Below are 19,744 nucleotides of genomic sequence, written 5' to 3'. Positions count from 1 at the left end.
CGCCGCGGAACGGGAGGCGGCAGGGCGGCCGGCCCACCTTGGCCGGCTCCGGCAAGACGATCCATCCCTTCATGCCTGGCCGGGGTCCGTCCGGGTGGCCGCACCCTCGTCCCCGGCCTTCCTACCTTGGAGCAGCCTGTCACACCCGGGAGGTTCCATGTCCCGTTCCCGCCCGTTTGCCGCCGCCGCCGGCCTGGTCCTCTTCCTGGCCGCCTTGCTGGCCCTGCCCCGCCACGCCGGGGCGGACTACCTGATCAAGGATGGGACGGTCCACAAGGGCGCCCAGGTGGACGCCCTCCCCTGGCTCGACAACCGCACCCACCGCTTCGGCACCATCTGGCTGACCGTGAACAACTGGGGCTGGCTGGGCAACTTCAACGACTACGACACGGACGCCTACACCGACGCCGAGGTGCTGGACTGGGCCCCCCAGTGCGAGGTGCCGGGCGGCAGCCGCGTGCAGTACCTCTTCGCCGCCGGCCTCTGGGTGGGCGCCCTCATCGTCGAGGAGAGCGGCCTGGTGGACCCCCGCGTCTCCACCGGGGCGGACGGCTACGTGGCGGGGGAGGCCCACGAGTTCTACCCGGACGACCGCACGCCCATCGCGGAGCGCTCCACCCGCTCCAGCGCCTACAACGGCCTGGGGGACTACGTCACCAGCGAGCTGGCGGTCAGCGAGCAGGACTTCATCGCCGTTTACTCCGACACGCTGGTGGACAGCCAGCTCACGCCGCCGGTGGGGGGCGTGGTGCACAAGCCGCTGGGCATCCGCATCACGCAGAAGAGCTACTCGTGGAGCTACGAGTACGCCAGCCGCACCATCATCATCGATTACGAGGTGGAGAACATCGCCGAGCGCTACCTGAAGAACCTCTACATCGGACTCTACGTCGATGGCGACGTGGGGCGGCGCGGTTACAGCGAGAAGAACCTGGACGACATCGCCGGCTTCATCGAGCAGGCCTACGACAGCGCCCGGGGCGAGTGGATCGCCGTCAACACGGCCTGGATCGCCGACAACGACGGCCGCGACGCGGACGTGGACGTGGGCAACCAGTTCACGGCCCCCCATGTCACGGGCTTCCGCGTCCTGCGCAGCCCCAATCCCAAGCTGCGCACCTCCTTCAACTGGTGGACCTCCTCGCTCAGTCCCGAGCAGGACTACGGTCCCGCCTGGCGCAGCTGGACAGGCAATCCCGACGGAGCCTGGAGCCTGCTGCGCGGCACGCCCCTGGGCGACCGCGAGAAGTACTTCATCCTCTCCAATGGGGAGTTCGACTACAACCAGTGGCACGTGGACGATCCCGCCTGGATCGCCGCCCACCCCCAGGACTTCCTCGGCGCCACCGGCAACCTGCTGCGCCGCGAGGAGTGGCAGGATCCAAGCGAGAGCGGCGTCAACGCCGCCGACGTGGCCAACGGCTACGACACGCGCTACCTGATCAGCTGGGGACCGATGGGCGTCTTCGACCATGTGGACAACACCGGCCGCTGGATCTACCGGCTCAATCCCGGGGAGAAGTTCAGCTTCACCGTCGCCCTGGTGGCGGGGCTCAACCTTCACGACGTCAACCAACCCCAGCAGCCCGAAGGCCCGCTCGACCCCTCCCGCTACAACTTCCGCGGCCTGGAGAACAGCGCCCTGTGGGCCCAGCGCATCTACGACAACGAGATGGTGGACACGCCCGTCTTCGATTTCGGCGAGGACGGCATCCCCGACACCAACGACCTGGGCGAGGGCGACGGAGTGCTCGACACGGGGGACGGCTGGTTCGGGGAGGACGCCGGCAGCGACGGGCTATACGCCATCCTGCCCGCCGACCAGGACAGCGTGGCGGTCTGGTACTTCGGCCACTTCATGGGCTGGTACACGGGACCCGACGCCGACGGCAGCGAGAACAACGGCCGCCTCGATCCCGGCGAGGACGAGCTGCTCTGGAGCCTGCAGAACTTCGTGGCGGATTCCGGCTTCGTGTGGGCCGGCCCCAAACTCAGCCGCGGCGGCCATGCCTGGGTGAAGGACGGGGCCGGGGGCCGTCGCCGCATCAGCCTGGGCGAGCGGGACGAGTGCGACTGGTTCATCGGCCACCTCAACCTCAACGGCGTGCTCGACCGGGGCGACGGCATCCCCGACTTCCAGGGACCGCCCCCGCCGCCGCCGCCCGTCATCGTGGCGGAGACGGGGGACGACGAGATCATCCTGCGCTGGAAGGACAACGCCGAGCGCTATGTGGACCCCTTCAGCCACCTGCGCGACTTCGAAGGCTATCGCGTCTGGGTGGCCAACGACAACCTGGAGAACCGCTACGGTCTGCTGGGAGAGTGGGACGAGGTCAATTACGCCTACTATGACGCGGCCGGCCGCCTGCGCTCCATGCCGGACCGGCGCGGTTTCGACGAGGCCCCGCCCGACAGCACGGACGAGATGTGGAACCGCTGGGCGGTGGGTCCCAACAACGGCCTGCAGGTCATCCGCCGGCCCCATGGCTGGACCGAGCCCTTCACCGACCTGAACGGGGACCTGGTCTGGAACGCCCCCGAGCCCTACGCCGACCAGAACGGCAATGAGAGGTGGGATCCGGGCGAGCCTTTCCAGGACCTGAACGCCAACCACCGCTGGGACGCGGGCGAACCCTACGAGGACCTCAACGCCGACGGCGAGTTCACCACGGCCGAGAATTACACGGTCTACGAGCTGCGTCTCTCCCCCGTGCGCTCCCACTTCCCCCGCTGGTACGCGGTGACGGCCTACGATTTCGGCGACTTCATGACCGGCACCGAGCCGCTGGAGAGCGCGCGCACGGCCAACGCCGTCCGCCTGGCGCCCAGCGGACTGCCCACGCGCAAGGTCGGTGTCGTGCCCAACCCCTACCGCATGGACCTGGACTACACGCAGCGCTACATGGAGGGTTTCGCCGGCGGCGGCGGACTGTCCTGGGAGAACCAGTGGGACGACACACCCGATTACTGGCCGCAGCAGGACCGGCGCCTGGATTTCATCAACCTGCCCCGCCAGTGCCTCATCCGCATCTACACGGTGGCGGGCGACCTGGTGCAGATCCTGCCCCACAACGTGGCGGGCGACGCCAACCGGCGCTGGGCCAGCCCCCACTCGGAAAGCTGGGATCTCAACAGCCGCAACTATCAACAGGTGGCACCCGGCCTCTACTATTTCAGCGTCGAGGACAAAACCCCGGAGGGGGAAGGCGCCATCCAGACCGGGACCTTCGTCATCATCGGCTGAGCCGCCGCCTTCCGCCGGAGGGTCCAGGAGCGGATTCGGACCCGGCCGGTCTCCCCGGGAGGGTGACCCCCGACACGCGCAGACCCCGTCGGCCGTTTCCACACATTGGCCGTCACACGAACAGGACACCCTGCCGCGGGCAACGCTGTGCCATCTGTCCGTCAACAAACAGGCGGCAGCCAAGAACAAGGTTGCAACGGGTCTTTGCGTGCAGGCCTGCCCCACCGTGCCGGGCCGCCTCCAGTGGGATGGCTGTCCCGACAGCGATGGCGACGGCATCCCCGACCACCTGGACAAGTGTCTCGATCAGCCGGAGACCTTCAACGGCTACATGGACGAGGACGGCTGCCCGGACAAGGCGCCCCCTCGCGGGACACGCCCGACATGTCCTGGCCCCCGTCGTCTCCGGACGGCGGGGGCCTTTTCATGATCCCAGGTGCTCAGCGGCTGGGGTCCACCCAGATCAGCTCATCCACGGGATAGCCCAGGCCGCGGGCCAGCTCCAGATTGCGCCCCCGCACCCCTTCGTCCAGGGTGGCGCCACGGGCCAGGATCCACAGCCACTTGCGGGATGGCCCGCACGCCAGTGCCGCTGAATGATCGTCTTCAAGGGCGATGTGTTGCAGGCGCCCCAGAAGGGCCCGAAAAACGAAATCTGGAGCCGCCCCTCGCCGGCTTCGCCCGCCGGCCTGGCTCTGCCCACCGCCTCCTTCCAGCGGCCCGAGGCGGCCTCATGGCCGCGGTTGACCACGCGGATGCGGCCTCCCTCGTGGGAATAGTCCGCCTTGACGCGGCTCAGGCCCCGCTCGAAGGAATGGTCCCGGCGGGCGATCTCATGCCGCCCCCAGGTAGGGGTCCAACTGAAAGCCGCGCACCGCTGTCGCGCCCTTGGGCAGGCCGGCCGGGGCGCGCCATGCCCCCGCCCCTTGCTTCATGGCAAAGCCTCCTGCAAGGCCTGCACCAGGATGCGCCGCCGCTCTCCCAGGCGCAGGGCCCGGGTCAGTTCCACCTGCACGCCCATGCCACGTCTTCCCCGGTTGCAGATGTTGAGCCGGCGACGCCCCGGCCAGGGATGCCCCTCCGTGACCGTCTCGAGACCGACCCCTCGGCAGGCCGCGGCCAGACGCTCCTTCAGAACCAGGTCCCGACCGCCCAGATAGACCACCTCGCCCCCGCCGCCGCAGCCATGCACGGTGAGCACCCAATCGTGGGTGGCCGCCAGCTCCAGGCAAAGGGGGTCGTCGAAGCGATCGCTGGCCAGGTGCAGGTCGGGATTGCCGTGGGGACGACAGGCCTGGAAGAGGTAGAGGCTGTGGCGGCCGCCGGCCATGGCGACGGCGATGCGGTCCGTGCCCGCCTCCAGGCGCCCACCGTGGGGGGCGACGACCAGCAGGGAGCTGTTCCGCCTCCGCCAGCAGCGACGGTAGTCCGTCCCCTCCCGCCAGGCGGCGCTCAGTTCGGCGAAGCTGTTGAGTGGCCTACCGATCGGCCTTCCCCTCTTCTGTCAATCGGCATAGGGGCGCCGGGAAATCCCCGGCATCCCCTGCCACACCACCCGGCATGCGGGTCCGCACCGGGCGGTTCAAATGGTTGATGTCACGTGGCGAGCCGGGGTAGCCCCAGCTCGTCGAAGAAACGGATCGGCAGGACCTTGTTCAGGAGCATGCCTGCAAGCAGGGCCGGATTCCTCCACAAGCTGCGTGTGCAGGCCGCCACTCTCGCTGCTTCATCCTGGGACAGTCCCAGTTGACGCAGCTGCCGAAAGGTGGTCCTGCCCCGCTTCCAGTGTTTGAGTTGCAGTGCCCGCAGCCGGTGGCGGATCCACTCATCCAGCGCAGCAAAGACCTTGGGCGTGTCTGCCAGACGGTAGTACGCCTTCCATCCCGGCAGGTAGCTCCTCAGTTCCCGCACCACGTGGACCAGACTCCGCCCTCCCCTGCGCCGCGTCGTGTGACGCACCCGCTCCTTCAGTTTGTCCTGGGCTGTGTCCTGGGCTTTCTTGGCCACCCGGCGCTTCACCACTCCGCCGGGTCCCAGCCAGAAGCTGTAACCCAGCACCTTGCGGCGTGTCGCCAGATCCACCGCGCTCTTGGCCTCGTTCACCTTCAGATGGAGTCCCGTGAACAGCCGCCGCAACCAGCCCATCACCCGATCCCCGGCCCGACGGCTTCGCACATGGACGTTGCAGTCGTCCGCGTAGCGGATGAAGGCGTGGCCCCGGCCTTCCAGCTCCCGGTCCACCTCGTCCAGCAGCACATTGGCCAGAAGCGGTGACAAGGGCCCGCCCTGCGGCGTGCCTTCGTGCCGTTCCACCACCACCCCGCCGGACAGCAGCCCGGCCTTCAAGTAGCGGCGAATCAGTCCCAACACCCGGCGATCCGAATTCCGAGCCGCGAGCCGTCCCATCAGCACGTCGTGGTTGACCCGGTCGAAGAAGGTCTCCAGGTCCGTGTCCACCACCCAGCGCTTGCCGTCCTGGATGTGCCGCTGCGCGGCGCGGATCGCCTCGCGCGAGCTTCTCCCTGGACGAAAGCCGTAACTGTGCCGCGAGAAGGTCGGGTCGAACAGCGGCTGCAGGACCTGAAGCAGGGCCTGCTGGATGAAACGGTCCAGCACGGTCGGGATGCCCAAGCGGCGCATCTCGCCCTTGCCTTTCGGGATGAGCGCCTCCTTCACCGGTGACGGCTGGCAGGTGCCCGACAGCAAGCGCTCCCGGATCGCGTCCCAGTTCGTCCGCAAAAAGCGGGTCCCCCGGGCGGACCCGCCTTTCGTAAGACTGTCCATGTGGCGGTGAGGCCGTCCGCCCTATCCCGTCGCACTCCCGTCCACACCCTGGACCGCCTGACCGTCAAGGTCGGGCTGCCCTGACCAGATAGAATCCCCGTTGAATCAAAGCCACGGCGTCTTGGTCGATCCAGTGGGTGTCCGTCACCTCCGCCACCAGCAGGGGCGGGGGCAGGCTGGGTCCCAGCGCATCGGCGCGGTAGATGCGATAGCTCTGGGCCTGGGGCACGGCCGGCCAGCTCAGGCGCAGTCGGCCATCCTCCAGGCGCTCGATCAGGAGGGGTGCGGGCGCGGCCAGGGGAGCGACCGTGCGGAAGCTCCACGTGGGTCCCGGCGTGAGTCCGCCCGGTCCCTCCTCGTCGATGCGCCAGTGGTAGAGCCTGTCCGCCGCCAACGGTCCCGGATCCCACCATGCCTCCTCGCTGCTGCCGACCAGGGGAAGCGGCTCCTCCCAACCCAGGTGGATCAGGTGGCGGGTGGCGCGCGCCCCGGAGGCCCAGGCCAGCAGGGCGTCCAGCGGCTGATCGGTGGCCCCGTCGGGCGGCGTGGGCGCCGAGGCGGCCTCCGGCGACGGCAGGACGAAGGCGGTGGCGGCGCTGTTCATCAGCTCCGGCGCGGAGCGGCCATGGGTGTCCCACAGGTTCCAGGCGAGCTGTCCGGCCGTGTTGGTGACGTTCTCGTCGCGCAGGAAGTCGATGTACTCGCGGCTCACCGTCTGGTAGTAGAGGGCGGCCTCCACCCGCACGGCGCCAAGCGGCAGCTCGTAGAACGAGTCGTCCCAGTACTGGCCGTCGGCGTAGGTGTGGCCCACCGGCGGCGACTGGATCTCCTGGAAGGCGCTGTTGGTGAAGCCGCGGGGCGGGATGCGGTTGTCGAAGTAGATGGTGTCGTTCTGCACGAAGTGGAAACTGGGGCCGGGCGGCTGCTGCACAAGGCCGGCGACGAAGGGCGAGAGGCCTGGCTTGATCTCATAGACCTTGGCCTCCGCGTCATGGGAGAGGATGGCGGTGGCCGGGTCGTAGGCGGCCGACTCGTAAACAAGCTGGTTGCCGCTGTCGAAGCCTTTGATGTTCAGCCAGATGCGGCGGCCTTCAGGATAGCCCGAGGGCAGTTTGTGACCGGTCTCGTTGGTGACGCGCACGCGGGCCACGGGCCGGGGACCGTCCAGATCCATCTCCAGGCTGAGCCCGGCGGCGTTCTGCAGCATGTAGCGCGCGCGCTGGATGCCATCGTTCAGGGCCGCCACGCTCACTTCTCCGGGGAAGTGCTGGGCCACCCAGAGCGGCACCACCGTGTTGCCGCCCGTCATGTCGTGATGGGGCAGGTCCGTGCGCAGCGGCGCGTTGTTCATGCTGCAGCCGTGACCGGTGACATCCCGCATGTGGCAATCCTGACAGCTGCGCACCACGCTCAGGTTGCCGCCAAACTGCGGCGCGTAGACGCCTTCCGCCGTGTTGTACTGGCTCACCTGCCATTCGCTGAAGGTGCGCTCGATGGGGAACTGCGCACGGGGGTCGGCGCTGGGCGGCGCCTGGCCAAAGGCATTGGGCAGATAGCGTCCCGTGGCGGGATCGAGGGAAAAGACGGGGTTGCTCACGTCGTGGCAGGTGCCGCAGAGGCGCGAATCCTTGTGCAGGGGCGAGTAGTAGTCGGCGTGGCGGGCCACGGAATCGAAGTAGGGGCCGCGCTTGCCCCGATCAGAGTCCACGATGTACATGCCGTTGGCGGAGGCCGGCGGGATCTGGGCGAGGGTTCCCAGGTAGGTCTGGTCCCGCGGGTAGGTGCCGCTCAGGTAGTGGCCCTCCCCCGGCCAGGGATTGACGCCCAGGGCGGTGGGCGTGACCAGCTGGTGGCAGAAGGCGCACTGCACGCCCTGGCGGTCGTTGGCGGTGAGCGCGCTGCCGTCGGTGGGGATGCTGCGCCCCTCCAGCCAGCCTTTGGGGGTGTGGCAGCGCAGGCAGAGGTCGCCGCTCTGGGGGGCGTCCTGGTTGGCGACGGCGAGGCAGGCCAGGAAAAGCGGGTCCCGCATGGCCTGGGCCATCATGCCGCCGCGCCAGTTGTGGAAAGGCTCCACCGCCTGCTCCCCATAGTTGGCGTGGCAGTTGTCGCAATGGGAGGGATTCTCCAGGGTGCCTGACTGGCCGGGCTGGGAGCCGGGCAGCGCGAAATCAGCCAGGGTGGTGGGCACGGGCAGGGCGCGGACGGGGGCCGCGAGCGCGCCCGCGAGCAGGAGCAACAGCAAGGTCTTCATGTGGATTCCTCCGGGCAGCGCTGCGGAAACCGTCTTCATGTCAAGACGTTGACAGTTTGGAAAGACGATGCCTTTGGGGGAATGCCCGCGGGCAAGCTCCGACTTGCCCTGGAGCAATTAGTCCGGGGGGTCCGGCAGGCGGTCGGGGGCGAGGATGATCAGACGGCGGGTCCCGATCTGCAGAATGCCCCGCTCGGCGAAGCGACCCAGGATGCGCGACAGGGTGGAAGGCGTGACATCGACGGCGCGGGCGATCTCCTGCTTGGGCACCTCGATGACCACGCCGCCCGGCCCGGCCGCTCGGTCGTGACCCATCAGCTGGCCCAGCAAGCGGGCCACCCGGCGGCTGGCCGTCTCCCCGGCTCGGGCCGCCCAGCGCTCCTCGGAGTCCCGCAGCTCACGGGCGAGCAAAGCCAACAGATGGCGGCTGAAGGGACGGCTTTCCAGGGCCAGCTTCAAAAAGACGGCGCGCGGCACCAGGCAGAGGTCCACGGCGGTGACGCACTCCGCCGCCGCCGCCGTGGCCTCCCCCGCCAGCAGCGGGCGGAAGCCCGTCACGTCGCCGGGACCGAGGAAGCGGATGACCGTCTCGTGGCCCCGGGCATCGGTCTTGAGCAGCTTGATCTGGCCGCTCTTCACGCAGAAGAGATGGGTCAGCTCCTCGCCCTGGAAATAGAGGACCTGGCCCCGCCTGCAGCGCCGCTGGGACGAGCGGGCCAGGACTAGGGTGTGTTCCTCGTCGGACAGCGGCGAGAAGAAGGAGCCGGGGCCGGCGCAGGCCGCGCACCCGTCGGCGGCGTTCCGGTCGAGCACCTGCCCCTCCCTTGTTCCGGCGCTCATGTATGCAGGATCCAAGGACGATTCCCCATCGATCTCTCCGCGGCAAAGGCGACCTGTGGACAGAACGGGCCTCAAGGTACATGTGGAAGGAAGGACGCGACAAGGGATGCTTGAAGATGTCATGACAACCCGGCCAGGCAACAGTGGCACTTAGTGGTATGGATGATCCGACGCACGACAGCCCGCTTCCGCCGCCCCGCATCCGGCGCGAGATGAGGACGGTGGCCCTCATGATCGAGCTCTACTGCCGTGCCCACCACGACGGGCGGAGCGGGCCTTGCGCCGAGTGCGATCCGCTGCGGGCCTACGCCCACCAGCGGCTGGCGGTCTGCCGCTACGGCGCGGCCAAGCCCGCCTGCAACAAGTGTCCCGTGCATTGTTACAAGCCGGCCATGCGGGAGCGGATCCGCCGGGTGATGCGCTTCGCCGGGCCGCGCATGATCTGGCGACATCCCATGTTGGCCCTCATCCACCTGCTGGAATCCCGCCGTCCGGTGCCGGAAGGCACCTTCCAACAACGCCTGCTGGCGGAGGCCGACGAGGCCTGAGGCCGTGTGCCCGCCTGCGTGGGCGCGGGAGGCTGGCATTCATCACCTTTCCGTCGGTTCGACGGATGACCGCGCCGTGCCACCAGGGACGGCTCCGCCTTTATCAATCAGGATGACCATGACCTTCACATCCCTTTCCCTGCACCCGTCCCTGCTCAAAAGCGTGCGCGAGCTGGGCTTCACGCGACCCACGCCCATCCAGGCGGAGGCGATTCCCCCCGGCCTGGCCGGACGCGATCTGCTGGCTTGCGCCATGACGGGCAGCGGCAAGACGGCGGCCTTCCTGCTGCCCATCATCCACCAGCTCATCGACCGCCCGCGGCGCACGACCCGCGCGCTGATCCTCACGCCGACCCGTGAGCTGGCGGCGCAGATCCTGGAGGATTTCAACGCCCTGGCAGTGCACACGCCAGTGACTGGCGCGGCCGTCTTCGGCGGGGTGGGGATGGGGCCGCAGGAGCACGCCTTCCGCTGTGGCACCGATCTGATCGTGGCCACGCCGGGTCGTCTGCTCGACCACTTCAAGTCACCCTACGCCCGCCTGCCCGGCATCGAGTTCCTCGTCCTGGACGAGGCCGACCGCATGCTCGACATGGGTTTCCTGCCCGACATCCGGCGCGTGCTCAAACACCTGCCGCCGCGGCGGCAGACCCTTTTCTTCTCCGCCACCATGCCGCCTCCCATCGCCAAGCTGGCGCAGGAGATGCTGCAGCGACCCGCCATGATCAACCTGCAGCGGCAGGCCGCTCCCGCCGTGGGGATCACCCAGGCCGTCTATCCCGTACCCCAGGAGTTGAAAGGCGCCCTCTTCCTGGAACTGCTGAAGCGGGGCGTGATGCGGGAAGCCCTTGTCTTCACGCGGACCAAGCATCGGGCCGACCGCCTGGCCAAGTTCCTCGACCGCAACGGCATCGTGGCCGACCGCATCCACGGCAACCGCTCCCAGGCCCAGCGCACGGCCACCCTGGCCTCCTTCAAGAAAGGGGAGACGCGGGTGCTGGTGGCAACGGACATCGTGGCGCGGGGCATCGACATCAGCGAACTGGGCCACGTGGTCAATTTCGACGTGCCCGTCGTGCCGGAGGACTACATCCACCGGGTGGGCCGCACGGCGCGGGCCGAGGCGACGGGGGACGCCTTCACCTTTGTCGCCCCCGAGGAGGAGGGCGACCTGCGCCGCATCGAGGGGGCGGTGGGCAAGCGCCTGCCCCGCGTCCTCCTGCCGGACTTCGACTACCAGGCCAAGACCGGCGAGAAGCTGGAAGTGCCGCTGGCGGAACGCATCGCCCAGATCCGGGCCGAGAAGGCGGCGGCGCGGGAGCGCTCACGGGAGAAAGAGGCGCGGCGCCTGGAAGCCCAGGCCGCCCTGGAGGAACGGGCGCGCCAGAAGGCGGCCGCCCAGGCCGCCCGCAACGCCTCCGCCCCGCGCAAGCCGGGGATGAAGGTCACGGTCCTCACCCAGTCCCGGCCTGTCACCGGCCAATCCGCCGTGCGCCAGGGTTCCAGCGCCAGCGACGCGCCCCGCGCCCGGCCCAAGCGGCGGAGAAGGCGGCCGGCGCAAGGCTGACCGGGGCAACACCAGGGCAACACCAGGGCAACACCAGGGCAACACCAGGGCAACACCAGGGCAACACCAGGGCGTCACCAGGGCAACACCAGGGCAACACCAGGGCAACACCAGGGCAACACCAGGGCAACACCAGGGCAACACATTCAAAGAATGGGGCCGGCAAAGCCGGCCCCATTGACGTTCGGAGTCATAGTTCCCGACTCAGGGATTCTGCAGGTAGTGCAGGGCGTTCTGAAGCAAGGTGCGCGCGTAGTTGGGGTTGTGGACGCCCCGGCTGCCGTCGTTCTTGACGTAGAGGTAGGCATAGACCGCTTCGCGCTCCCGGGCCGTCAACTGGGCATTCCAGACCGTGTCGGAGAGCTGGTCGCCGGTGGCGCCGAAGTGGGCCTCGATCTGCCCCATGAGGTTGCTGATGGCCGTCTGCCCGCCATTGAAATCGAAGTTGGTCAGGCCAGGATGGCAGCCCGTGCAGGCCGTGGTGGTGGCATGGAAGGTGTGGTCATGCAGCGGGTAGCCATGCGGGCTGGTCACTTCCATGTGGCAGGTCACGCAGGGGTTCTGGATCACGTTGTGGGTGGCCGTCCGCGTGTAGGTGTAGCCCGGGATCTCATAGCTGCCGGCGCCCAGCATCATGTCCATCTGCGGACTCTCGTGCGGACCGCGGAGGGTGCCGTTGTTGAAGATCTGCGAGTTGACGTTGGCCACCGTGCGGCGGGCGTGGTGGCACTGGGCGCAGAGCTGGCTGGCGCCGCGGCCGGTGAAGGTGGCGGGCACCACGTCATAGACCACGGAGAAGTCCGCCATAGTGCGCAACTGGGCCGTGTTGGTGGCGTTGTGCGGGTCATGGCAAGCCACGCAGCCCACCAAGTCCAGGGTCGCACCCGGCAGCATGCCGGCATAGTCAGGGTCGAACTTGGAGATGAAGCCCTCGGCGCCGTGGCATTCCCAGCACGCGGTCCTGTTCCACTCGGCCGCGTACTCCTCCACTGTGTGGCCTGTCCGCTCGTAATACGAACCGTGGGCGCCTTCATGCCACTGCGCCATTTGCTCGCCGTGGCAGGAGGCGCAGGGGGACAACGACTGGCCATTCTCAAACCGAGTGGCCAGCGAAACCTGCGGGTTGTGCTGATAGATGCCCGGGCCCATGGAGCCGTGGCAGTTTTCGCACTGGACACCCTCCAGGGCGTGCAGACGGGCGGTGTCGTCAGTGTTCTGGGCGGGCCAGAAGTCGTCATAGCCGCTGTGGTCCAGGCCGTGGTCCGTCACCGTGGTGTCGCCGAAGGCCACCGGCGCGTCCCAGCCCACCGTGTGGCACTGCAAGCAATAGGGATTGTTGCTCTGGCCCGCCGTCACCAGGGTGGTGAATGCATTGGGATGACCCGTGCCCATCCAATCCTGCACCTTGCCCGAATGGCAGCCATAACACGAGCTGCCGTTGGAGCCCACCCAGGCCCAGGCCTGGTAGTTCTGGCCATCCTGACCCGCGTCTCCCTGGGGTCCTTGCGGACCCTGGGGCCCCTGCGGTCCTTGCGGTCCTGCGGCGCCGTCATCGCCGGCACAGCCCACCATCAATGCGGCGGTCAGCACGATGCCGGGTAGCGGCTTCAACCATTTCTTCATCACACACCTCCTGATGGAATCGGGTAGCCTTTCTGCGAACGCTAAAATGTCGCGCCATTGTCACAAGGAAGTCAACTGTCATGTCAACAATTTATCACACCAATCGCTTTTGATTTTCGTTTATTAACAAGGCTATCCTTCTGATTGTCAATGAACTAGGCCTGACTATCTATCTGAACCATGACTCAGCTGTTAAAATTCTACAAATAGACGGTAATGGTCCGCGTTCCGGTGTGTCGGGCTTCCATGTAGAAGGCCGCCTGACGGGCGGCCTGGACGATCCTGCTGATGATCCTGCTTCTGACGGATCTAGAACGGCCAAAAGTTGTTGTCGTGCCAGTATTCGGCCCGCAGCGACTCGTGCAGCTTGACCATGGTGTCGTAGTGCTCGTCCTCGAACTGGGCCAACCAGGTGAGGATCTTGCGCAGCTCGGGGTCTTCCACCTTCTGCGCCGCCTTGGTGTAGAAATCGCGCGCCTCCCGCTCCAGCACGATGGCGATGTCCAGGGCGGTGGTGTCGAAATGGGTGGTGCTCAGGCTCTTCTTGAAAGCCTCGCTCAGGATGGGATCATGGATGTCGAAGCCGTGGGGACGTCCGCTGTGCAGGATCTCCTCATCCCAGGTGGCCTTGTCCCGCCATGTCTTGTACAGGTCCGCCAAGATGCGCTTGTGGTCCAACTCCTCCTTGGCAAACTCCTCGAAGAAGCGGCGCGCCGTCTCGTTGGCTGTCTTCTCTGCCGTGGCCCGGTAGAACTCGTGGCCGCGACTCTCCACCATGATGGCGTATTTGAAGACATCCTCCACCGTCTTGAATTCCAGCTCCCGTCCGCTCATGATCCGTTCCTCCTTCTAGATGGCCACTTATGATAGGCAATCGGGCCAGAACAATAAATGCCGGCCGGCCGAGGCTGGATCGAGCATTTCATGGTCAAATGCGGAACTATGCCTGGGATTTGCGAGTATACGGCCCGTTGTCGGCGAAGAAATGCTTGAGAAAGTTTCTTCGGTTTACCTAATTTCAACCCGGTCATCAACCCACATGCATAGAAAGGAATCCGCCATGAAGAAGCTCTTCGCCCTCCTCGGTGGCTGTCTGGTCGTCTTCGCCGTCCTGCAAAGCACGCCTGCCATGGCCGGGGCCGGCTGTTGCCCGTCCAAGGGAGCCAAGGCCGAAAAGGCCTCCCTGAGCGGCGTCCAGGCTGAGAACGCCGTGGCCGGCACCAAGACCTGCGTCGTGGACGGCAAGACCGTCACCTGCACGGTCAATGCCGACGGCTCCTGCAGCATGCCCGCTGGCACCGTGAACGCGGCCGCCGGAACCAAGACCTGCGTGGTGGACGGCAAGACCGTCACCTGCCATGTGAAGGCCGACGGTTCCTGCACCATCCAGGGCGCCGCCGCTTCCGGCTGCGCCACGAAGCCGGGCGCCTGTGCCGCGCCGACCGCCACCCAGAAGGCCAAGGACACGGTCAAGGCCGACAGCCGCGAGCAGATCAAGCAGGCCGGCCTCTAGTCCCTGTCTCCCATCGATCGCAGCCAGGGGTGTCGGGTCCTGCCCGACACCCCTTCTTCTTGCCCGGCCGCGCTTCACGTGCCAGGGGCGCGCAGGTCCACCCGCTCCTTGACCCATGAAGAAGCCGGGAACCCACAGGGGCACCCGGCTTCACATGAGTCAGGGTAGGGATCAGGCGAGGGCGTCGATCACCTCGTTCCAAAGATGGCTGGGACGCATGGCCGCCGCCGTCCGCTCGGGATCCGGGTGGTAGTAGCCGCCCAACTCCACGGGCTTGCCCTGCGCCGCGGCCAGCTCGGCCAGGATTCTGGGCTCCCGCTCCGCCAGCGTGGCGGCCACCGGCGCAAAGCGTTCCTTCAAGTCCTTGTCCAGCTCCTGGGCCGCCAGGGCCTGGGCCCAGTAATGGGAGAGGTAGAAGTGGCCGCCGCGGTTGTCCAGCTCGTGGACACGGCGGGAGGGCGACTTGCGGTTCTCCAGCACGTGGCCGATCGCCTGGTTCAATCCATCCGCCAGCACCCTGGCCCGCCCCTTGCCGCTCTTGCCGGCCAGATCCTCAAGGGAGACCGCCAGGGCCAAGTACTCGCCCAGGCTGTCCCAGCGCAGATGGCCCTCCTTGACGAACTGCTGCACGTGCTTGGGCGCGCTTCCGCCCGCACCCGTCTCATAGAGCCCGCCGCCCGCCAGCAGGGGCACGATGGAGAGCATCTTGGCGCTGGTGCCCAGTTCGATGATGGGAAAGAGGTCCGTCAGGTAGTCGCGCAGCACGTTGCCCGTCACGCTGATGGTGTCCTGGCCGGCCCGCGCCCGCGCCATGGAGAACCTGATCGCCTCGACGGGGGGGAGGATGGGCAGCTCGAGACCCGCCGTGTCGTGCCCGGGCAGATAGGCGCGCACCAGGCGGATCAGGTTGGCGTCGTGGGCGCGCCCCTCGTCCAGCCAGAAGACGGCCGGCGCGCCGGTGGCGCGGGCGCGGGCCACGGCGAGGCGCACCCAGTCGCGGATGGCCGCGTCCTTGGTCTGGCAGGCCCGCCAGATGTCCCCCTCCTCGACGGCATGCTCCAGCAGCACCCGGCTGGTCTCGTCCACCACGCGCACCACGCCGGCCGCCCCCAGGCGGAAGGTCTTGTCATGGGAGCCGTACTCCTCCGCCTTCTGCGCCATGAGACCCACGTTGGCGACGTTGCCCATGGTCGCCACATCGAAGGCCCCGTGCGCCTTGCAATCCTCGATCATGGCCTGGTAGATGCCGGCGTAGCAGCGGTCGGGGATCATCGCCTTGGTGTCGTGCAGCTGGCCGTCCGGCCCCCACATCCGGCCCGAGTCGCGGATCATGGGCGGCATCGAGGCGTCGATGATGATGTCGCTGGGCACATGCAGGTTGGTGATGCCCCGATCGCTGTCGACCATGGCCAGGGGCGGGCGCTGGGGGTAGACGGCCTGGATGTCCGCCTCCACGGCGGCGCGCTGCTCGTCGGGCAACTGCCTGAGTTTGGCAAGGAGGTCGCCCAGCCCGTTGCCGGGGTCCACGCCCAGACGGGCGAGCACTTCGCCGTGCCGGGCGAAGACCGGCTTGTAGAACTCCTCGACGCAGATGCCGAACATGATGGGGTCGCTCACCTTCATCATGGTGGCTTTGAGGTGCAGCGAGAGCAGCACGCCCTGGCGCCTGGCGTCCTCGATCTGCTCGGCGAAGAAGGCGGCCAGGGCGCGGCGGCTCATGACGGTGGCGTCCAGCACCTCCCCGGCCTGCAGGGGCAGCCTTTCCTTCAGCGCCGTCACGGCGCCGTCTGCCGCCACGTGCTCGATGCGCACGACGCAGGCCTTCTCCAGCACCACGCTCTGCTCGTTGCCGTAGAAATCGCCGCCCGTCATGTGGGCCACATGGGTCCTGGAGTCCGCACTCCAGGCGCCCAGCTTGTGGGGATGCTTGCGAGCGAAATCCTTGACCACCCGGGCCACGCGGCGGTCGCTGTTGCCCTCGCGCAGGACGGGGTTGACGGCGCTGCCCAGCACCTTGGCGTAGCGGGCCTTCAGCTCCCGCTCCTCCTCCGTGCGCGGCTCCTCGGGGTAGTCGGGCAGATCGTATCCCTGGGAACACAGCTCGCGGATGGCCTCCTTGAGCTGCGGCACGCTGGCGCTCACGTTGGGCAGCTTGATGATGTTGGCCTCTGGCCGCTGGGCCAGCTCCCCCAGCTCGGCCAGGTGGTCGGCTTGGCGTTGCGCCTCCGTCAAGCGATCGGGGAAGGCGGCGAGAATGCGCCCCGCCAGCGAGATGTCGCGTAGCTCCACCTCGACGCCGGCCGCCCGGGTGAAGGCCCGGATGACGGGCAGCAGCGAGTGGGTGGCCAGCATGGGGGCTTCGTCGGTGTAGGTATAGATGATCTTGTCCTGGGCCATTGCTTCGTCTTTCCTCCTTGGACCATCCTTGCCGTCGGCGCACGGGCGCGTCCTGCCTTTCCTTCAGTCGTCGTCGTGTCTGGTGTGCTCCTCAGCTTTCCGCCTGTGACGCCGCCTGCTGCAACCAGGCGGTGTGAAGCTTGGCCCGCTTTTCGAACCAGGCCTTGATCACGGGCCAGGGCCGCTCCCCCAGCAACCTGGGCATGGGATCGCGCTCCGCGTCCTCGAACCAGACGAGGGACTTGGCCACATGCACGGGATTGGGCGGGGGGCTTGTGTAAAGAGTATAAAGTCGGGTGGCCAGGGCGGGGAAATCCTCCCTTTCCAGCAAGGCATGCAGGTCCACGAAGTCTTTGCGAGCGCCCCGTTGGCTGACCGCCACAAGCTTCATGGCGCCGATGTCGGACGGTGTCGCCAATGGCATGCCGTGCAGCCGTGCCAGGGGCGCACCGAATTCCACGGGCACGGCCAGAAAACTGCAACGCACCCCCTGCACCAGGAGATGGACCGTGCCCTCTGTCTCCGCAATGGGAACCAGGGGAAGGTCCAGGGCGGAAAGGCGCTTCATCAGATCCGGCGGCCAGGCTGACGGCGGACAGAACCAATCCAGGTCCACGGACAGGCGATGACCCAGCTGCAGCGCCAGGGCGGTGCCCCCCGCCAGGACGAAAAGGGACCCGGCCAGGACCTGACACAGGGGAGCGGCCACCTGGGCCGTCTCCACCGTCAGCGCCTCAGGATGCAGCAAGGATCAGCCTCCAGAAATTCCGGTCCCGTCCGCCCAGGCGCCGGCTGCCCGCGACCACCTCTTGCAGCCGCTGGCGCGGGTAGGTGTCAAGCAGCCACTGGTAGGCCGCGGGGGTGGTGTAGACCATGAGACGCTCGATGATGAAGGTGGCATGCCGCACCAGCTCCAGTTGCTCCGGATCACAATCCCAGAACAACGGCCACAGATCCCTGGGAAGTCGGGAGATGGTGGTCACAGGCCCGCCCGCTTGACGATACCCAAGGTATGGAATGTGCCCGGTCCGCCGTGAATGGACGGCCGGGTCAGGCCGGCGGGCGGTCTTTGGCGGGATCGGTCGCCGGGCTCCATGGGGAAGGCGACTGCCGCCCGGGATCCACCCTCAGGCCGGGCCGGCCCCTTCCCGCTTCCCGCCACGCCCCTTGACGGCGCCGTAGCTTTTGAGCTTGCGGTGGAGCGTGGCCGGACCGATGCGCAGCTGGGTGGCGGTGCGTGTCTGGTTGCCATCGTTCAATTCCAGCGCCGCCAGGATGTACTCCTTCTCCACCTCGTCCAGGGTGCGCACGGCGCCACCCGCCCCGGCCGGCAGGATCAGGCCCTGGCGGATCTCCTCGGGCAGGTCGTCCATCTCGATGCGCTGGCCGCGCGCCAGCGCGACGGCCCGCTCCATGGCGTTCTCCAGCTCCCGCACGTTGCCCGGCCAGTCATGGCGCAGGAGCTGGTCGGCGGCGCGGGGGGCCATGGTGGTGATGTGTCGTCCCATGCGCCGGGCGGCGCTGAGCAGCAGGACGCGGGCCAGCGGCAGGATGTCCTCCCGGCGGTCGCGCAGGGGCGGCACCTGCAGCTCGACGACATTGAGCCGGTAATAGAGATCCGGCCGGAAGTCGCCGCCGGCCACGCCGCGCAGGAGGTCGCGGTTGGTGGCGGCCAGGATGCGCACGTCGATGCGGCGGCTGATGTTCTCCCCCACGCGGCGGATCTCCCGTTCCTGGAGGACGCGGAGCAGCTTGACCTGCATGCCAGGCGAGACTTCGCCCACCTCGTCCAGAAGCAGGGTGCCGTTGTTGGCCGCCTCGAAGAGGCCGGGACGTTCCGTGTTGGCTCCCGTGAAGGCGCCGCGCGCATGCCCGAACAGCTCACTTTCAAGCAGGGTTTCTGTGATGGCGCCGCAGTTGACGGCGATGAAGGGTCCCGAGGCGCGCGCCGATTCCTCGTGGACGAGCCGGGCGATCCGCTCCTTGCCCGTTCCGCTTTCGCCGGTGATGAGCACGGTGGCGTCCACCTTGGCCACGCGGCGCGCCAGGTCCACCACCGCCTGCATGCGCCGGCTGCGGGCGATCAAGCCGGGCGGATCCAACACTTCACGCGCCACCCGCTTCAAGGCGCGGCGGTGGGCACTCAGCTTCTGCTCGGCTTCCTTCAAGGACTCGGTGACCCGGTGGAGGGAGATGTCCAGGCTTTCGCGCAGGCGTCCCGAATCAAAGAAGGCCAACTCGGCGGAGTGCTCCTCGCCCCATTCCTTTCTTGTCCGGCCCACCAGGTGGCAGGCGGCCTTTCCCGCGCCCAGGCAGCGGTCCTCGAGCACGCAGACGTCCTCCCCGGCGATGCGGCTCAGATACCCGCTCATCAGGCCGCAGATCGTCCAGCAGACGGCGGTGTCGGCGCGGCCGAAGTGCAGGAGGTGCTGTTCGGCTTCGTAGGAGGCCAGCAGGGTGGCGCCCTTCTGGCTGAGTGGATCCTCACTCCCCGCCTCGATCAGGAAGAGACCTTCCAGCGTGTGGATGCGCGGACCGGCCCGCCGCCAATCCTCGTCGCTGGTCCACGTGAAAACGGTCTTCATCGCCTCCGCCATGCGCCAGCCGTGGGCGAAGCCAAACTGGGTGAGCACGGCGCGCGCCGCGGTCAGGCCGAAGTTCTCGACCAAGTACTTGCGCAGCAATCCCATGGCAATGGCGTCGAGCAGGAGGGCGCGCTGGCCGGCGAAGCGGACGATGCCGCCTTCCGGATCCAGTTCCAACAGCTCCTTGTGATCCAGGTCCTCCACTCTCATGGCGTTTTCCTTTCTCCAAATCGAGGGAGAAGCTAAATCATTTCCCGATTACGCAGGAGAATCAGCCAGTCGTAGGGTCCTCAGGGGTCGCTGTGCCGATCTTGCTGCCAGGCGCAGAGTGCCGGTGATGAGGCAGACCAGATTCATGCGGCGGTTGAACCGGTATTGGAACAAGGCAAAGA

Annotated in this window: 15 protein-coding genes; 4 read left to right on the top strand and 11 right to left on the bottom strand. The window is 67.5% G+C overall.

The features are described 5' to 3' along the window. The first annotated feature begins 157 nt into the window (after positions 1 to 157). Entirely contained in the window at positions 158 to 3,244 is a 3,087-nt protein-coding gene (locus Q8O14_02715) for a hypothetical protein (protein ID MDP2359654.1), read from the top strand. Between the two features lie 463 nt (positions 3,245 to 3,707). On the opposite strand, the gene Q8O14_02710 is transcribed toward Q8O14_02715, so the two are convergent. From Q8O14_02710 to Q8O14_02690, 5 genes are all read right to left on the bottom strand, one after another. Continuing rightward, positions 3,708 to 4,043 (bottom strand): lipocalin family protein, encoded by a 336-nt coding sequence (locus Q8O14_02710; GenBank protein ID MDP2359653.1) that lies wholly within the window; start codon positions 4,041 to 4,043, stop codon positions 3,708 to 3,710. 132 nt (positions 4,044 to 4,175) lie between these two features. Continuing rightward, complete coding sequence (locus Q8O14_02705) at positions 4,176 to 4,730, bottom strand: poly-gamma-glutamate hydrolase family protein (GenBank protein MDP2359652.1); 555 nt, start codon at positions 4,728 to 4,730, stop codon at positions 4,176 to 4,178. A gap of 110 nt (positions 4,731 to 4,840) precedes the next feature. Then, positions 4,841 to 6,028, bottom strand: coding sequence for a group II intron reverse transcriptase/maturase (gene ltrA / locus Q8O14_02700; GenBank protein ID MDP2359651.1), 1,188 nt, complete (start codon positions 6,026 to 6,028; stop codon positions 4,841 to 4,843). A gap of 64 nt (positions 6,029 to 6,092) precedes the next feature. Next, the gene (locus Q8O14_02695) at positions 6,093 to 8,279 is read right to left on the bottom strand and encodes a hypothetical protein (protein ID MDP2359650.1); all 2,187 of its coding nucleotides are present in this window, start codon (positions 8,277 to 8,279) and stop codon (positions 6,093 to 6,095) included. 117 nt (positions 8,280 to 8,396) lie between these two features. After that, positions 8,397 to 9,119, bottom strand: a complete 723-nt coding sequence (locus Q8O14_02690) for a Crp/Fnr family transcriptional regulator (protein MDP2359649.1) — start codon at positions 9,117 to 9,119, stop codon at positions 8,397 to 8,399. Between the two features lie 158 nt (positions 9,120 to 9,277). Between Q8O14_02690 and Q8O14_02685 the strand changes: the two genes are divergently transcribed. Continuing rightward, positions 9,278 to 9,667, top strand: coding sequence for a nitrous oxide-stimulated promoter family protein (locus Q8O14_02685; protein ID MDP2359648.1), 390 nt, complete (start codon positions 9,278 to 9,280; stop codon positions 9,665 to 9,667). 118 nt (positions 9,668 to 9,785) lie between these two features. Continuing rightward, positions 9,786 to 11,234 (top strand): DEAD/DEAH box helicase, encoded by a 1,449-nt coding sequence (locus Q8O14_02680; GenBank protein ID MDP2359647.1) that lies wholly within the window; start codon positions 9,786 to 9,788, stop codon positions 11,232 to 11,234. 204 nt (positions 11,235 to 11,438) lie between these two features. Here the strand turns inward: Q8O14_02680 and Q8O14_02675 are convergent, their stop codons facing one another. Together Q8O14_02675 and Q8O14_02670 are read right to left on the bottom strand one after the other, a co-directional pair. Further along, positions 11,439 to 12,857 carry a multiheme c-type cytochrome gene (locus tag Q8O14_02675; GenBank protein MDP2359646.1) on the bottom strand — a complete coding sequence of 473 codons (1,419 nt, stop codon included), beginning with the start codon at positions 12,855 to 12,857 and terminating at the stop codon, positions 11,439 to 11,441. A gap of 309 nt (positions 12,858 to 13,166) precedes the next feature. After that, entirely contained in the window at positions 13,167 to 13,691 is a 525-nt protein-coding gene (locus Q8O14_02670) for a ferritin family protein (protein MDP2359645.1), read from the bottom strand. Between the two features lie 226 nt (positions 13,692 to 13,917). Between Q8O14_02670 and Q8O14_02665 the strand changes: the two genes are divergently transcribed. After that, a complete protein-coding gene (locus tag Q8O14_02665) occupies positions 13,918 to 14,370 on the top strand; it encodes a hypothetical protein (GenBank protein MDP2359644.1) in 453 nt (150 codons plus the stop codon). 171 nt (positions 14,371 to 14,541) lie between these two features. On the opposite strand, the gene Q8O14_02660 is transcribed toward Q8O14_02665, so the two are convergent. The 4 genes from Q8O14_02660 to Q8O14_02645 all read right to left on the bottom strand — a co-directional run bounded on the left by Q8O14_02660 (position 14,542) and on the right by Q8O14_02645 (position 19,562). After that, positions 14,542 to 16,767 carry an NADP-dependent isocitrate dehydrogenase gene (locus Q8O14_02660; GenBank protein MDP2359643.1) on the bottom strand — a complete coding sequence of 742 codons (2,226 nt, stop codon included), beginning with the start codon at positions 16,765 to 16,767 and terminating at the stop codon, positions 14,542 to 14,544. 91 nt (positions 16,768 to 16,858) lie between these two features. Then, a complete protein-coding gene (locus Q8O14_02655) occupies positions 16,859 to 17,515 on the bottom strand; it encodes a nucleotidyl transferase AbiEii/AbiGii toxin family protein (GenBank protein MDP2359642.1) in 657 nt (218 codons plus the stop codon). Then, entirely contained in the window at positions 17,502 to 17,711 is a 210-nt protein-coding gene (locus Q8O14_02650; protein ID MDP2359641.1) for a hypothetical protein, read from the bottom strand. Before Q8O14_02650 ends, Q8O14_02655 begins: the two co-directional genes overlap by 14 nt. A 183-nt stretch (positions 17,712 to 17,894) precedes the next feature. After that, entirely contained in the window at positions 17,895 to 19,562 is a 1,668-nt protein-coding gene (locus tag Q8O14_02645) for a sigma-54-dependent Fis family transcriptional regulator (GenBank protein ID MDP2359640.1), read from the bottom strand. Positions 19,563 to 19,744 lie beyond the last annotated feature (182 nt).

The sequence above is a fragment of the bacterium genome, from assembly GCA_030685015.1.
Taxonomy (GTDB): Bacteria; CAIWAD01; CAIWAD01; order CAIWAD01; family CAIWAD01; genus CAIWAD01.
The sequence above is the reverse complement of the archived record's forward strand: the minus strand, read 5'-3'. Positions and strand labels throughout refer to the sequence as shown.

Coding starts and splice junctions, on each gene's coding strand:
- Q8O14_02715 (MDP2359654.1), top strand. CDS start 158: ATGTCCCGTTCCCGCCCGTTTGCCGCCGCCGCCGGCCTGGTCCTCTTC.
- ltrA (MDP2359651.1), bottom strand. CDS start 6,028: ATGGACAGTCTTACGAAAGGCGGGTCCGCCCGGGGGACCCGCTTTTTG.
- Q8O14_02695 (MDP2359650.1), bottom strand. CDS start 8,279: ATGAAGACCTTGCTGTTGCTCCTGCTCGCGGGCGCGCTCGCGGCCCCC.
- Q8O14_02690 (MDP2359649.1), bottom strand. CDS start 9,119: ATGAGCGCCGGAACAAGGGAGGGGCAGGTGCTCGACCGGAACGCCGCC.
- Q8O14_02685 (MDP2359648.1), top strand. CDS start 9,278: ATGGATGATCCGACGCACGACAGCCCGCTTCCGCCGCCCCGCATCCGG.
- Q8O14_02680 (MDP2359647.1), top strand. CDS start 9,786: ATGACCTTCACATCCCTTTCCCTGCACCCGTCCCTGCTCAAAAGCGTG.
- Q8O14_02675 (MDP2359646.1), bottom strand. CDS start 12,857: ATGAAGAAATGGTTGAAGCCGCTACCCGGCATCGTGCTGACCGCCGCA.
- Q8O14_02670 (MDP2359645.1), bottom strand. CDS start 13,691: ATGAGCGGACGGGAGCTGGAATTCAAGACGGTGGAGGATGTCTTCAAA.
- Q8O14_02665 (MDP2359644.1), top strand. CDS start 13,918: ATGAAGAAGCTCTTCGCCCTCCTCGGTGGCTGTCTGGTCGTCTTCGCC.
- Q8O14_02660 (MDP2359643.1), bottom strand. CDS start 16,767: ATGGCCCAGGACAAGATCATCTATACCTACACCGACGAAGCCCCCATG.
- Q8O14_02645 (MDP2359640.1), bottom strand. CDS start 19,562: ATGAGAGTGGAGGACCTGGATCACAAGGAGCTGTTGGAACTGGATCCG.